Source organism: Streptomyces regalis, from assembly GCF_001509475.1.
GTDB classification, from domain to species: domain Bacteria; phylum Actinomycetota; class Actinomycetes; order Streptomycetales; family Streptomycetaceae; genus Streptomyces; species Streptomyces regalis.
The window spans coordinates 45,720-59,676 of the sequence record NZ_LLZG01000417.1 but is presented as its reverse complement, the minus strand read 5'-3'; the positions used below and the strand labels follow the sequence as shown (position 1 = coordinate 59,676).

The window sequence follows — 13,957 nt, the reverse complement described above, 5'->3', positions numbered from 1 at the left end:
GGCCCGGACGCGGCCGGGGTGCGCGGTGGGCACGATGTGGCGGAGGCGGCGGACCTGGACGTCGTCATGGACGGCAGACCGGAGTACCGGCTGGAGCGGCGGCCGCGGGTGCTCGGCGACTTCGTGGCCGGGGCGTGGTGGCACAGCACCTCGCCGAGCTCGCACTTCACGCAGTCGCTGGTGTGTTCGCGGGTGACGGAGGAGGGAGGGCGGATCACGCTCAGCGGGCGCACGTTCAAGGAGACGGCGGCCGACGGGACACGTGAGGAGCGGGAGTTGGGCACGGACCAGGAGGTGCTGCGGGTGTACCGGGAGCGGTTCGGGATCGAGCTGGACCGGGTGCCGACAGTGCGGGGCGCCGATCGGCGCGGGTGAGCGGGCGGGGCGGCGTGCGAGCGGTCGAGGGCCGGCGGTTGTCAGCGGCCGGCGTGCCGGAAAATGGCTCCGTGAGCGATGTGAGACATGTGCTGGTGCTGCCCGATCGTGACGCGGCGGAGGAGGTCGCGGAGGCGCTCGGGGAGCGGTTCGGGATCGATGAGGAGCCGTGGCTGGTGCGGGATGCGCTGGCCGGGGAGGACGATGCCGAGGATGCGCAGTGGTTGGTGGTGCTGCGGGACGAGGAGGGGCGGCTCGATCCCAGGGAGCTGGACGAGTTCGCGGGGAAGTGGGACGGCTGGCGTGAGGAGCCGTAGGCGCCGGCCGGCGGCGACCCGGACGAGCCGCGTTGTCAGTGGGCCGTGCCATGCTTGTCGCGATGGCCAGGAAGAGTGCGACTGACGACCCCCTCGCCCCCGTGACCCTCGCCGTGGGTCAGGAGGAGCTGCTGCTCGATCGTGCCGTGCGGGAGGTGGTGGTCGCCGCCAGGGCCGCCGACGCCGACACGGATGTGCGGGATCTGACACCGGAGCAGTTGCAGCCGGGCACGCTGGCCGAGTTGACCAGCCCCTCGCTGTTCGCGGAGCGCAAGGTCGTGGTCGTGCGCAATGCGCAGGATCTGTCGGCCGACACGATCAAGGACGTGACGGCGTATCTGGGGTCGCCGGCCGAGGAGATCACCCTGGTGCTGCTGCACGCCGGTGGGGTCAAGGGCAAGAAGCTGCTCGACGCCGCGCGCAAGGCGGGAGCGCGGGAGGTGGCGTGCCCGAAGATGACCAAGCCGGCGGACCGGCTGGCGTTCGTGCGCAGTGAGTTCCGGGCGACCGGGCGGTCCGCGACGCCCGAGGCCTGTCAGGCGCTGGTCGACGCCATCGGGAGCGATCTGCGGGAGCTGGCGTCCGCGGTGAGTCAGCTGGTCGCCGATGTCGAGGGGACGATCGACGAGGCCGTCGTCGGGCGGTACTACACCGGCCGCGCGGAGGCGTCGAGCTTCACCGTGGCCGACCGGGCGGTCGAGGGGCGGGCGGCGGAGGCGCTGGAGGCGCTGCGGTGGTCCCTCGCCACCGGCGTGGCGCCCGTCATGATCACCAGCGCGCTCGCGCAGGGCGTGCGGGCCATCGGCAAGCTGTCCTCCGCGCGCGGCGGCCGCCCCGCCGACCTCGCTCGTGAGCTGGGCATGCCGCCCTGGAAGATCGACCGCGTCCGACAGCAGATGCGGGGGTGGACGCCCGACGGAGTGGCGGTCGCTCTGCAGGCGGTCGCCGAGGCCGACGCCGGTGTGAAGGGCGGCGGGGACGACCCCGGGTACGCCCTGGAGAAGGCGGTCGTCGCCATCGCGCGAGCGGCGCGGTCGAGGGGACGGACTTAGGGCGCCCTCCTCCGCATTGCGGCCGGCCGCACCAACCCGCTCGCCTGCGCTGATGAGTCACCGCCCGTTTCACTGGGACCCGTAATCGCCGAGGCGACGGAGAGGTGGCTCCGGCCATGGCTGAACACCCGCGCGCGGCGCTCGTCCGCAAGGGCTACGAAGCCTTCACGCGCGGTGACCTGGACAGCCTGCGTGGGCTGTTGGCCGGGGACTGCACGTACCACTTCCCTGGCAGTCATGCGCCGGCGGGCGACTACAAGGGGCAGGACGCGATTCTCGACGTGTTCCGCGGTTCTTCGAAAGCGCATCGAGCTGGACGGCGGGATCGTCGGGGACAAGGCCACCGACCTCGACGAGTGCTTCGACGACCTGGACGCCCTCGACGACTTCTGGTCGTGATCCACTGGCCTTCTCTCCGCCGCAGAGGACAATCAGGCGTATCAGCCGTAACAATCCATGCGAGGGAGAGGTGGCGGTTGCCATGGCTGAACACCCGCACGCCCAGCTCGTCCGCAAGGGCTACGAGGCCTTCATACGGGGCGACATGGATGCCCTGCGTGGGCTGATGGCCGGTGACTGCACGCACCACGTGCCCGGAAGCCACCCGTTGTCGGGCGACTTCAAGGGGCAGGACGCGTGTATCGGCATGTACGGTCGGCTCTTCGAGGAGACCAACGGGACGATTCAGGTCGATCTTCGCAACATCCTCGTCGACGGTCGTGGGCACGCTGTCTCCGTGCACCGCTTCCAGGCCGACCGGAACGGCAAGCACCTCGACGAGAACGGAGCCCTCGTCTTCCGGATCGTCGGGGACAAGATGACCGACATCGACGAGTGCATCGAGGACATCGACCAGAGCAACGACTTCTGGGGCTGATGGCCGACCGTCACCCACGCATGCCGAAGGCCCCGGCACCCGCCCTGGGGAAGGGCGAGGTGCCGGGGCCTTCGATTCAAGCTGCTGAGCCCGTACCCGCGTGGCGAACGCAGGCCGCGTACAGGCTCGGGGTGCCGGACGGGAGCGGATGAGAGAGGGCCCGCTCGATTCCCTCCGGCGATCAAATCAAGTGTCAGCCCTTGAGGGACGCGACCTTCGAAGCCAGCGCCGACTTCTTGTTGGCAGCCTGGTTCTTGTGGATGACGCCCTTGGAGACGGCCTTGTCGAGCTGACGCGCAGCAGCGCGCTGGTACTCGGTGGCCTTCTCGACGTCACCCGCGGCAGCAGCCTCACGGGCCTTGCGGATCGCGGTCTTCAGGGAGGACTTGACGGCCTTGTTGCGCAGCCGAGCCTTCTCGTTGGTCTTGATCCGCTTGATCTGGGACTTGATGTTCGCCACGAATGAGCCTTTTCAGGTTCTGGCACGGGGCCGCACGGGACCCGTACCGGTGATTTTCTGGAGTGTGCCTCGCGCTGAGAGGGCATGAGACACAGCCACCCAGACTACCAGTGGCTCAGCGGACGGCCCAAAACGGTCCTCGGTCGCCGCCCGTGGGACCATGGAAGCTACGTATCGATCCGACCCGAGGCATAAGGCGCCTCAAGAGACAGGACCCTGCGTGCCCGCGACCCCTAACAATGTGCCCGAGCCGAGCCGTACCGACCCGGCTCTGATCCGCAATTTCTGCATCATCGCGCACATCGACCACGGCAAGTCCACGCTCGCCGACCGGATGCTCCAGCTGACCGGTGTGGTCGAGCAGCGGCAGATGCGTGCTCAGTACCTCGACCGGATGGACATCGAGCGCGAGCGCGGCATCACGATCAAGTCCCAGGCGGTGCGGCTGCCGTGGGCTCCCACCCACGAACCCGGCAACACGCACATCCTCAACATGATCGACACCCCGGGGCACGTCGACTTCACCTACGAGGTCTCGCGGTCGCTCGCCGCCTGCGAGGGGACCATCCTCCTCGTGGACGCCGCCCAGGGCATCGAGGCCCAGACCCTCGCCAACCTGTACCTGGCGATGGAGAACGACCTCACGATCATCCCCGTACTGAACAAGATCGACCTGCCGGCCGCGCAGCCCGAGAAGTTCGCCGAGGAGCTCGCCAACCTGGTCGGCTGCGAGCCCGACGACGTGCTGCGGGTCTCCGCCAAGACCGGTGTCGGTGTCGACGCCCTGCTCGACAGGGTGGTCAAGGAGGTCCCCGCGCCGGTCGGCGTCAAGGACGCCCCCGCCCGCGCGATGATCTTCGACTCGGTCTACGACTCCTACCGGGGCGTGGTCACGTACGTCCGTGTCATCGACGGCCAGCTCAACAAGCGCGAGCGCATCAAGATGATGTCGACGGGCGCCACGCACGAGCTGCTGGAGATCGGGACGAACTCGCCCGAGATGCTGTCCGCCGACGGCCTCGGCGTCGGCGAGGTGGGCTATCTGATCACCGGTGTGAAGGACGTCCGCCAGTCCAAGGTCGGTGACACCGTCACCAGCCAGCAGAAGGGCGCGACGGAGGCCCTCGGCGGCTACAAGGACCCGAAGCCCATGGTCTTCTCCGGCCTGTATCCGCTGGACGGCTCCGACTACCCCGAGCTGCGCGAGGCCCTCGACAAGCTCCAGCTCAATGACGCCGCGCTGGTCTACGAGCCGGAGACCTCCGCCGCCCTCGGCTTCGGCTTCCGCGTCGGCTTCCTGGGGCTCCTTCACCTCGACGTGATCCGGGAGCGTCTGGAGCGTGAGTTCGGGCTCGATCTCATCGCGACCGCGCCGAACGTGGTCTACCGGGTGGTGATGGAGGACGGCAGCGAGCACACCGTCACCAACCCGAGCGAGTTCCCCGAGGGCAAGATCAACGAGGTGTACGAGCCCGTCGTACGCGCCACGATCCTCGCGCCGACCGAGTTCATCGGCTCGATCATGGAGCTGTGCCAGACCCGGCGCGGCACCCTCCTCGGCATGGACTACCTCTCCGAGGACCGGGTCGAGATCCGCTACACCCTGCCGCTCGCCGAGATCGTCTTCGACTTCTTCGACCAGCTGAAGTCCAAGACCCGCGGGTACGCCTCACTCGACTACGAGCCCACCGGCGAGCAGACCTCCAGCCTGGTCAAGGTCGACATCCTGCTGCACGGCGACAAGGTCGACGCCTTCTCGGCGATCACGCACAAGGACGCGGCGTACGCGTACGGCGTGCGGCTCGTCGCCAAGCTGCGCGAGCTCATCCCGCGGCAGGCCTTCGAGGTGCCCATCCAGGCCGCCATCGGCTCCCGGGTCATCGCCCGCGAGACCATCCGCGCCATCCGCAAGGACGTCCTCGCCAAGTGCTACGGCGGTGACATCTCCCGTAAGCGCAAGCTGCTGGAGAAGCAGAAGGAAGGCAAGAAGCGGATGAAGATGGTGGGTTCCGTGGAGGTTCCGCAGGAGGCCTTCATCGCCGTACTGAGCAGTGATGACAGCGCGGGGTCGGGCAAGGGCAAGAAGTAACCGCCGGTAATACTCGGTGACCCGGCAAACCGGTGCAACAGGGGCCCGTCGTACGCAAGTGCGGCGGGCCTCTGTACGTACAGGGGGTAGCCATCTGGTGGAAGTGACAGGCCGCAGACCCTTACGCGGTGGCCGGTCGACCTTTACTCTGATGCCTGCTCGATAGTTACTCGCGAGTTAAACAACGACTCGCGAGTGAAGACCGCCGTAATGAGCCGGCCGCAAAGCCGGCTATTGAGCCAGCCGCACAGTCGCGGGCCCGGAGGATGTCGTGAGCGACACACAGACACTGATCGAGAACCGTCCGCCGAGCGTGGCGACCCTCTTCCTGGAGCGCGTGACGGCCACACCGGAGGCCGAGGCGTATCGCCATCCTGTACCGGCGGCCTCGGGGCAGGGCCCGGACGAGTGGAAGTCGCTGAGCTGGGCGCAGGCCGCCGAGCGGGTCTACGCGATCGCGGCCGGCCTCATCGAGCTGGGCGTCCAGCCCGAGCAGCGGGTGGCCCTCGCCTCCTCGACCCGGATCGAGTGGATCCTCGCCGACCTGGGCATCATGTGCGCCGGCGCGGCCACCACCACCGTGTATCCGCAGACCAACGCCGACGAGTCGGCGTTCATCCTCTCCGACTCCGAGAGCCGGGTGCTGATCGCCGAGGACGCGGCGCAGCTGGCCAAGGCGCAGGAGAAGCGCGCCGAGCTGCCGAACCTGACCCACGTCGTCGTCATCGACCCGGCCGGCGTCGAGACCGCCGACTGGATCCTCACCCTCGACGAGCTGGAGAAGCGCGGCGCGGCCCGGCTGGAGAAGGACGCCGACCTGATCAAGGAGCGGGTCGGCGCGATCACCAAGGACCAGCTCGCCACCCTCATCTACACCTCCGGCACCACCGGCCGCCCCAAGGGCGTACGACTGCCGCACGACAACTGGGCGTACATGGCGAAGGCGATCGCCGCGACCGGGCTGGTCGGCCCCGACGACGTGCAGTACCTGTGGCTGCCGCTCGCGCACGTCTTCGGCAAGGTGCTCACCTCCGGCCAGATCGAGGTCGGGCACGTCACCGCCGTCGACGGCCGCGTCGACAAGATCATCGAGAATCTGCCGGTCGTGCAGCCGACGTACATGGCGGCCGTGCCGCGCATCTTCGAGAAGGTCTACAACGGGGTCGCCGCCAAGGCCCGCGCGGCCGGCGGCGCCAAGTACAAGATCTTCCAGTGGGCCGCCGAGGTCGCCCGCGAGTACGCCAAGGTCACCCAGGACAACTTCCGGCGCACCGGCACCCACTCCGCGCCCTTCGGTCTCGCCGCCAAGCACAAGGTCGCCGACGCGCTCGTGTACGCCAAGATCCGCGAGGCCTTCGGCGGCAACCTGCGCGCCTGTGTGTCGGGCAGCGCCGCCCTCTCCCCGGAGATCGGCTACTTCTTCGCCGGCGCCGGCATCCACATCCTGGAGGGCTACGGGCTCACGGAGTCCTCGGCCGCGTCCTTCGTGAACCCCGGCGAGGCCTACCGCACCGGCACGGTCGGCAAGCCCCTGCCCGGCACGGAGGTCCGCATCGCCGATGACGGGGAGATCCTGCTGCGAGGCCCCGGGATCATGGAGGGCTACCACGGGCTGGCGGACAAGACCGCGGAGGTGCTGGAGGCCGACGGCTGGTTCCACACCGGCGACATCGGCGAGCTGTCCCCGGACGGGTACCTGCGCATCACCGACCGCAAGAAGGACCTCATCAAGACGTCGGGCGGCAAGTACATCGCGCCGGCCGAGGTCGAGGGGCAGTTCAAGGCGGTGTGCCCGTACGTCTCCAACATCCTGGTGCACGGGGCCGACCGGAACTTCTGCACGGCGCTGATCGCGCTGGACGAGCCCTCGATCCTGGCGTGGGCCGAGGAGAACGGGCTCTCCGGGAAGTCGTACGCGGAGGTCGTCGCCGCGGCGGCCACCGTCGAGATGGTCGACGGGTACGTCAGGAAGCTCAACGAGGGGCTTCAGAAGTGGCAGACGATCAAGAAGTTCCGGCTCCTGCCGCGGGATCTCGATGTGGAGCACGGGGAGATCACGCCGAGTCTGAAGTTGAAGCGGCCGGTTGTGGAGCGGGAGTACAAGGGGCTTATCGAGGAGATGTACGCGGGTACGCGGGAGGCGTAGCGCCGTAGCGGAGGGGTGCTGGGGGACTGCGTGGCGGCTGACGGTTCGTCGTGGCTGGTCGCGCAGTTCCCCGCGCCCCTAGAGGTCAGGACACTGGCCGTCCGCTTACCAGTTGCCGTAATTCCCGGACCTGGTTGCGCAGCTTGGCGACGTCCGGAGGGTTCCCCCTGTCCAGCTCTTTCTCCAGGGCTGCCAGTCGTATGAGGAACTCGGCACTGTGCGTTGGCTTCTGTGTCAGTAGCCGTGCCAGCTGCTGGTTCTTGCGGTGCAGGTCGAGGAAAACGCTGACCTTCGCCCGCAGCACCCACGGATCGAACGGCTTGGTCAAGTAGTCCGCGGCGCCCGTCGCATAGCCGCGGAAGGCGTAGCCCGGTTCGTCCTCCGTGCCGGTCAGGAAGATGATCGGGACGTCCTTGGTCTGGTCGAGCCGTTTGATGTTCGTGGCGGTCTCGAAGCCGTCCATACCGGGCATGCGGACGTCGAGCAGGACGAGGGCGAAGCGTTGCCGGAGCAGCGCCTTCATCGCCTCCTCGCCCGAACGTGCGCGCACGAGCGGCTCGTTGAGGGACCCCAGTACGGCCTCGAGCGCTATCAGGTTGTCCTCCATGTCGTCGACCAGGAGGATGCCGGCACGCTCGTCGGTCGTTGCCTCAGCGGTCATGGTGAGCAGTCCTCATTCAGTCGTCGGCGCAGCCGCCGGTTCCTCGGTGGGGGCGTCCGTGGCGTCCGTCGCCGTACCGTCCGCGCCCTCGGGGTCCAGGAGGTCGCAGACGACGGTCAGGAGCTGATCCACGTCCACCGGTTTCGGTACGTAGTCGTTGGCCCCCCGCGCGATGGATTTCTCCCGGTCACCGGGCATGGCCTTGGCGGTCAGCGCGACGATGGGCAGGTCCGTCCAGCGCGGGGTGCGGCGGATGGCGGAGATGGTCTCGTAGCCGTCCATCTCCGGCATCATGATGTCCATCAGGACGAGTTCGACGTCCGGGTTGCGCTCCAGCGTCTCGATGCCCTCGCGGCCGTTCTCGGCGTACAGGACCGGCATGCCGACCCGGCCCAGGACATGGGTGAGCGCGAAGACGTTGCGGATGTCGTCGTCCACTATCAACACCCGTCGGCCCGGGAGCACCTGGCCCGCCCGGCCCGTCTGCCATGACTCCAGCTTGGTCGGTGTCGGCCAGGCGTCGTCCGCGTCGTGGGCGGTGGAGAAGCGCTCGGCCGACAGCTGCTCCGGCACCGGCAGCGGACGGTTCTCGGGCACCGGGCCGGTCGCCGCGTGGCCGGGGCTGACGACCGGGACGTACAGCGTGAAGGTGGAGCCCTTGCCGGGTTCGCTCTCGGCGACGATACGGCCGCCCAGCAGGCCCGCGATCTCCCGGCTGATGGACAGGCCGAGGCCCGTGCCGCCGTACTTGCGGTTGGTGGTGCCGTCGGCCTGCTGGAACGCCTCGAAGATCACCGGGAGCTTCTCCGCCGCGATGCCGATACCGGTGTCGGACACCGCGAACGCGATCACCTCGTCGCCCTCGCGGACTCCCCCACTCTCGACTTCGCTCGAGCGGGGGGAACCCCATTGGTGCTCGGGGTCCTTCACCCGGTTCACCCGCAGCTCGACCCGGCCCGACGCGGTGAACTTGATCGCGTTGGAGAGGAGGTTGCGCAGGATCTGCTGGAGGCGCTGCTCGTCCGAGTACATCTCGCGCGGCACGTCCTCGCCGACGGACAGCTCGAAGGCGAGCCCCCGGTCGAGGGTGAGCGGGCGGAAGGTGGCGTGGACGTAGTCCAGCAGCTTGATGAGCGGCAGCTTCTTCGGGCGTACGTCCATCCGGCCGGCCTCGATCTTCGACAGGTCCAGGATGTCGTTGATCAGCTGGAGGAGGTCCGAGCCGGAGCGGTGGATCGTCGTCGCGAACTGCACCTCCTGGTCGGAGAGGTGGCCGTCCGGGTTGTCCGACAGCAACCTCGCCAGGATCAGCAGGGAGTTCAGGGGTGTGCGCAGCTCGTGCGACATGTTCGCCAGGAACTCCGACTTGTACTGCGAGGACGTCGCGAGCAGGGCGGCCTTCTCCTCCAGCTCGGCGTTGGAGCGCTGCAACTCCGCCTGCTGCATCTGCAGTTCGTCCGAGCGTTCCTGGAGCTGCATGGCCAGGCGCTGGGACTCGCCCAGCAGGGACTCCGTACGGGAGTTGGCGATGATCGTGTTGATCGCGACGGCGATGGTGTTCACGAACTGGTCGAAGAACGCCAGGTGCACGTCGGAGAAGCGGGAGAATGACGCCAGTTCGATCACCCCGAGGAGCTTGTCCTCGAAGAGGATCGGGATGATGACGACGCTGGTGGGGGCCGCCTCGCCGAGCCCGCTGTTGATCTTGATGTAGTCCGGTGGGGCCTCCTCGACGAGGATCCGCTTCTTCTCGCGGGCCGCCTGCCGGACCAGGCCGTGCACCGGGAGGCCGCCGGTCTCGATGGTCGTGCCCTGGGCCGAGCCGTATCCGGCGATGAACGCGAGTCCCTTCGCGGGAACGCTGGTGCGCAGCCCGGCGCTCTCCTCGTCCGGGTCGGCCAGGAAGAACGCGCCGTACTGGGCGTTCACCAGCGGCGTCAGTTCGCGCAGCAGCAGGTCGGCGACCTCCATCAGGTCGCGGTGGCCCTGCATCAGCGCGGCGAGGCGGGCCAGGTTGGACTCCAGCCAGTCCTTCGCGCGGGTCGTCTCGCGCAGGTTGGCCACCATCAGGTTGATGTTGTCCTTCAGCTCGGCGACCTCGCCCTGCGTCTCCACGGTGATCGAGCGGGACATGTCGCCCTGAGCCACGGCGGAGGCGACCTCGGCGATCGCGCGGACCTGGGTGGTCAGGTTCGACGCGAGTTCGTTCACGTTCGTCGTCAGGCGCTTCCAGGTGCCGTATACACCCTCCACCCGTGCCTGGCCGCCCAGTTGGCCCTCGGAGCCCACCTCGCGGGCCACGCGGGTGACCTCGGAGGAGAAGGAGGAGAGGGTGTCGACCATGGTGTTGATGGCGGTCTTCAGCTCCAGGATCTCGCCGCGCGCGTCCACGTCGATCTTCTTGGAGAGGTCGCCGTTGGCGACGGCCGTCGTCACCTGGGCGATGTTCCGCACCTGGGAAGTGAGGTTGTCGGCCATGTAGTTGACGTTGTCCGTCAGGTCCCGCCACACGCCGGAGACGCCCAGCACCTGGGCACGGCCGCCGAGCCGGCCGTCGGTGCCGACCTCGCGGGCGACCCTCGTCACCTCGTCGGCGAAGGCGCGCAGCTGCTCCACCATCGTGTTGACGGTGTCCTTCAGTTCCAGGATCTCGCCGCGCGCGTCGACGGTGATCTTCTTCGACAGGTCGCCGTTGGCGACGGCCGTCGTCACCTGGGCGATGTTGCGGACCTGGGAGGTCAGGTTCAGCGCCATGAAGTTGACGTTGTCGGTGAGGTCCTTCCAGACGCCGGACACGCCTCGCACCTGCGCGCCGAGGTTGCCTTCGGTGCCGACCTCGCGGGCGACGCGGGTCACCTCGTCGGCGAAGGCGGAGAGCTGGTCCACCATCGTGTTGATGGTCGACTTCAGTTCGAGGATCTCGCCCTGGGCGTCGACGGTGATCTTCTGGCTCAGGTCGCCGTTGGCCACGGCCGTCGTCACCTGAGCGATGTTGCGGACCTGGGAGGTCAGGTTCGACGCCATGAAGTTGACGTTGTCGGTGAGGTCCTTCCAGACGCCGGAGACACCCCGCACCTGCGCCCGACCGCCCAGCTGCCCTTCCGTGCCCACCTCGCGGGCGACCCTCGTCACCTCGTCGGCGAACGCGGAGAGCTGGTCCACCATCGTGTTGACGGTCAGCTTCAGCTCGAGCAGCTCGCCGGTCGCCTCGACGGTGACCGTCCGCGTCAGGTCGCCGCGGGCCACCGCCGTGGTCACCAGGGCGATGTCACGCACCTGCGCCGTCAGCCGGGACGCCATCGTGTTGACGGCCTCGGTCACGTCCCGCCAACTTCCCGACAGGCCCTGCACCTTGGCCCGGCCGCCCAGCCGGCCCTCGGTGCCGACCTCGCGGGCGACGCGGGTGACCTCGCCGGTGAACAGGGAGAGCTGGTCGACCATCTTGTTCACGGCCCGGCCGAGGCGGCGCAGGTCGCCGCGTAACTGGCGGCTGCCGTCGTGCAGATCGACGCGCTGGGTGAGGTCGCCGCCGGCCACCGCGTCAAGCACGCGCGTCGCGTTCGCCGCCGGGGCCACCAGGGCGTCGAGCACGTGGTTGACGTCGTTGACTCGGGTCGTCCAGTCGCCCTGACCCGGGCTCGCCGAGAGCCGCTCGTCGAGTCTGCCGTGGCGCACCAGCTCCCGCTTGACCCGCTGCACTTCGGCGTTGAAGTGGGTGCTGCGGTCCATGACCTGGTTGAACACCGCCGTCAGTTCGGCGACCACTCCCTCACCGGCCTCCGGCAGTCTGCGAAAGTCGCCGTCCCGGGCCGCGGTCATCGCGGCGAGCAGCGGGCGCAACTCCGATGCTCGAATTTGACCGTCTATCTGTCCGTCCTTGAGCACACGCGTAGCACGGTTCTCACTCATGGCGGCCCACTTCGGTAACTCGGTGCTTATGGGCGTGGCCAGTCTGTCACTCTGTCGGCGTCGACTGAGGAGTATTCGTCCGAACCGTTCGGGGAGCTGTCCATGGGGGCCATTCCGGCGCAACGGGAGACCGTTACCCGTGCCTCTGGTGTGCCTGGGCACGAGCGAGGCTGCCCCGAGACCCGCACCACCCTCCCCGGCAGCCCCCTCTCCCCGGGCTCCGCCCGCACCGTCGTGCGCTCCGCCCTCACCGAATGGGCCGCCTCCGGTCTCCCCGGCACCGAACACCTCACCGACCGTCTCGTCGACGACGCCGTCGTGGCCGTCAGCGAGCTCGTCACCAACGCCGTCGTACACGCCGGTACCGATGTCGAGCTCACCTGCCGGCTGGAGGAGGACACCGGCGCCCTCGTCGTCGAGGTCCTGGACCACCACCCCTCCCGCGCCCCGCGCGACGGGGAGATCGAGGCGCCGTACGAGACACCGGAGTACGGGCGCGGTCTGCGGCTGGTGTCCCGGCTCGCCGAGTCCTGGGGCGTCACCTACCGCACCGGCGCCAAGATCGTGTGGGCGCGGCTGCCCGCCGAGGACCCCATGGCCACCAGGGACGACATCGAGGCGTACGCCGAGGAGCGCGCGCTGGAGCGCGGGCTGCGCGTCGCCGAGATCCTCGCCCCGGAGCCCCAGCGCGCCGAGCGGGACCGCGACTGGCTCAACCGGGGCGCCCTGTCCTTCCTCGCCGAGGCCTCCGACCTGCTCGCCGGGCAGCTCGACGAGAACCTGGTCGCCGCCCTCGCCGGCCAGCTGATCGTGCCGCGGCTGGCGGACTGGTGCGCGGTGTGGCTGGAGGACGAGATGGCCGGACGCTGGGGATACCCCCGATCCGGTGACGCCGACGGCGCGGGAGGCTGGACGGCGGACGTCGTCGCCGGCGCCGGGCCCCGGCTCGCCCGCGTCTGGCACGGCTCCGAGAACCTCATCGAGGAACTCCGGCGCGCCCTGGAGAAGGAGCCGCCGCATTCCCCCGACAGCCACCAGTCCCCCGACAGCCACCGCACCGGGCCCGTCCCCTATCCCTGGCCCGGCGAGGCGCTCGGCGCGCGCGGGGTGCGCGGCACCGCGCTCGCGTACCGCCTGATCGCCGGTGGCCGCCCGCTGGGCACGCTGGTCATCGGGCGGGCCGACCTCATGCGCTTCCCCGACGAGGTCACCGGACTCGTCGAGGACCTCGCCCGCCGGGTGGCCCTCGCCATCGGCGCCGCCCGCCAGTACGCCCGGCAGGCCACCATCAGCCGGGTCCTGCAGCGCGGACTGCTGCCCGGCGCCGTCGCGGAGATCCCCGGAGTGGCCAGCGCCCTGGTGTACGAGCCGTGCGACAAGGGCGGCCCGAGCGGCGACTTCTACGACCTCTTCCCGGCCGGCGACGGCCGCTGGTGCTTCGCCATCGGCGACGTCCAGGGCAAAGGCCCCGAGGCGGCCGTGGTGATCGGCATCGCGCGGCCCTGGCTGCGGCTCCTCGCCCGCGAGGGGTACCGCGTCGCCGACGTCCTCGACCGCCTCAACCAGCTCCTCCTCGACGACGCCACGGAGGCCGCCGACGCCGCGGCTCGTGCGCTGGTCGGCCCGGTCCCCCCGGGAGACGGCCCGCAGACCCGCTTCCTGTCCCTGCTGTACGGCGAACTCACCCCCTTCGACGGCGGCATCCGCTGCACCCTCGCCTCCGCCGGACACCCGCTGCCGTTGCTGCTGGGCGCGGGCGGCGAGGTCCACACGGCCGCGCACCCGCAGACCCTCCTCGGGGTCGTCGAGGACGCGACGTACACCAGCGAGACCTTCGAGCTGCGCTCCGGCGACACCCTGCTGTGCGTGACCGACGGCGTGACGGAGCGGCGCAGCGGCTCCCGCCAGTTCGACGACGGCGACGGCCTCGCGACCGCGCTCGCCGGGTGCGCGGGCCTGAACGCCCAGCTGATCGCGGAACGCATCCGGAGGCTGGTGCACGAGTTCAGCGGCCGTCCGCCGGAGGACGATCTGGCGCTGCTGGTGCTTCAGGCCGAGTAGCTGCCGATGC

Annotated in this window: 11 protein-coding genes; 8 read left to right on the top strand and 3 right to left on the bottom strand. The window is 69.3% G+C overall.

Translation table 11 applies throughout. From position 1 onward, the window contains the following. From ADL12_RS47785 to ADL12_RS47770, 5 genes are all read left to right on the top strand, one after another. Positions 1 to 375: arylamine N-acetyltransferase (locus tag ADL12_RS47785; protein ID WP_167364485.1), on the top strand; the 375-nt coding region annotated here is incomplete at its 5' end. 71 nt (positions 376 to 446) lie between these two features. Next, positions 447 to 692 (top strand): hypothetical protein, encoded by a 246-nt coding sequence (locus ADL12_RS47780; protein ID WP_062715419.1) that lies wholly within the window; start codon positions 447 to 449, stop codon positions 690 to 692. Positions 693 to 754: 62 nt separating this feature from the next. Continuing rightward, positions 755 to 1,744, top strand: coding sequence for a DNA polymerase III subunit delta (gene holA, locus ADL12_RS47775; RefSeq protein ID WP_208614774.1), 990 nt, complete (start codon positions 755 to 757; stop codon positions 1,742 to 1,744). Positions 1,745 to 1,860: 116 nt separating this feature from the next. Next, the gene (locus ADL12_RS58820; RefSeq protein ID WP_425265226.1) at positions 1,861 to 2,310 is read left to right on the top strand and encodes a nuclear transport factor 2 family protein; all 450 of its coding nucleotides are present in this window, start codon (positions 1,861 to 1,863) and stop codon (positions 2,308 to 2,310) included. Continuing rightward, entirely contained in the window at positions 2,226 to 2,621 is a 396-nt protein-coding gene (locus tag ADL12_RS47770) for a nuclear transport factor 2 family protein (protein ID WP_062715418.1), read from the top strand. The genes ADL12_RS58820 and ADL12_RS47770 overlap by 85 nt, the downstream gene beginning before the upstream one ends. A gap of 193 nt (positions 2,622 to 2,814) precedes the next feature. Here the strand turns inward: ADL12_RS47770 and rpsT are convergent, their stop codons facing one another. Continuing rightward, on the bottom strand, positions 2,815 to 3,081 hold the full coding sequence (gene rpsT / locus ADL12_RS47765) for a 30S ribosomal protein S20 (RefSeq protein ID WP_015660447.1): 267 nt from the start codon (positions 3,079 to 3,081) through the stop codon (positions 2,815 to 2,817). 220 nt (positions 3,082 to 3,301) lie between these two features. On the opposite strand from rpsT, the gene lepA reads away from it, so the two are divergent. Together lepA and ADL12_RS47755 are read left to right on the top strand one after the other, a co-directional pair. Beyond that, positions 3,302 to 5,170, top strand: coding sequence for a translation elongation factor 4 (gene lepA / locus ADL12_RS47760; protein ID WP_062715417.1), 1,869 nt, complete (start codon positions 3,302 to 3,304; stop codon positions 5,168 to 5,170). A 271-nt stretch (positions 5,171 to 5,441) separates the two neighbouring features. After that, positions 5,442 to 7,316, top strand: coding sequence for an AMP-dependent synthetase/ligase (locus ADL12_RS47755; RefSeq protein ID WP_062715416.1), 1,875 nt, complete (start codon positions 5,442 to 5,444; stop codon positions 7,314 to 7,316). Positions 7,317 to 7,401: 85 nt separating this feature from the next. On the opposite strand, the gene ADL12_RS47750 is transcribed toward ADL12_RS47755, so the two are convergent. Together ADL12_RS47750 and ADL12_RS47745 are read right to left on the bottom strand one after the other, a co-directional pair. After that, on the bottom strand, positions 7,402 to 7,977 hold the full coding sequence (locus tag ADL12_RS47750) for a response regulator (RefSeq protein WP_062715415.1): 576 nt from the start codon (positions 7,975 to 7,977) through the stop codon (positions 7,402 to 7,404). Positions 7,978 to 7,989: 12 nt separating this feature from the next. Then, positions 7,990 to 11,886 (bottom strand): HAMP domain-containing protein, encoded by a 3,897-nt coding sequence (locus tag ADL12_RS47745; RefSeq protein WP_107120226.1) that lies wholly within the window; start codon positions 11,884 to 11,886, stop codon positions 7,990 to 7,992. A gap of 102 nt (positions 11,887 to 11,988) precedes the next feature. Between ADL12_RS47745 and ADL12_RS47740 the strand changes: the two genes are divergently transcribed. Then, on the top strand, positions 11,989 to 13,947 hold the full coding sequence (locus tag ADL12_RS47740) for a SpoIIE family protein phosphatase (protein ID WP_062715414.1): 1,959 nt from the start codon (positions 11,989 to 11,991) through the stop codon (positions 13,945 to 13,947). Positions 13,948 to 13,957 lie beyond the last annotated feature (10 nt).

Bases quoted from the DNA above. Each gene is read 5' to 3' on its own strand.
- holA (WP_208614774.1), top strand. From the start codon at position 755: ATGGCCAGGAAGAGTGCGACTGACGACCCCCTCGCCCCCGTGACCCTC.
- ADL12_RS58820 (WP_425265226.1), top strand. From the start codon at position 1,861: ATGGCTGAACACCCGCGCGCGGCGCTCGTCCGCAAGGGCTACGAAGCC.
- ADL12_RS47770 (WP_062715418.1), top strand. From the start codon at position 2,226: ATGGCTGAACACCCGCACGCCCAGCTCGTCCGCAAGGGCTACGAGGCC.
- ADL12_RS47750 (WP_062715415.1), bottom strand. From the start codon at position 7,977: ATGACCGCTGAGGCAACGACCGACGAGCGTGCCGGCATCCTCCTGGTC.
- ADL12_RS47745 (WP_107120226.1), bottom strand. From the start codon at position 11,886: ATGAGTGAGAACCGTGCTACGCGTGTGCTCAAGGACGGACAGATAGAC.
- ADL12_RS47740 (WP_062715414.1), top strand. From the start codon at position 11,989: ATGGGGGCCATTCCGGCGCAACGGGAGACCGTTACCCGTGCCTCTGGT.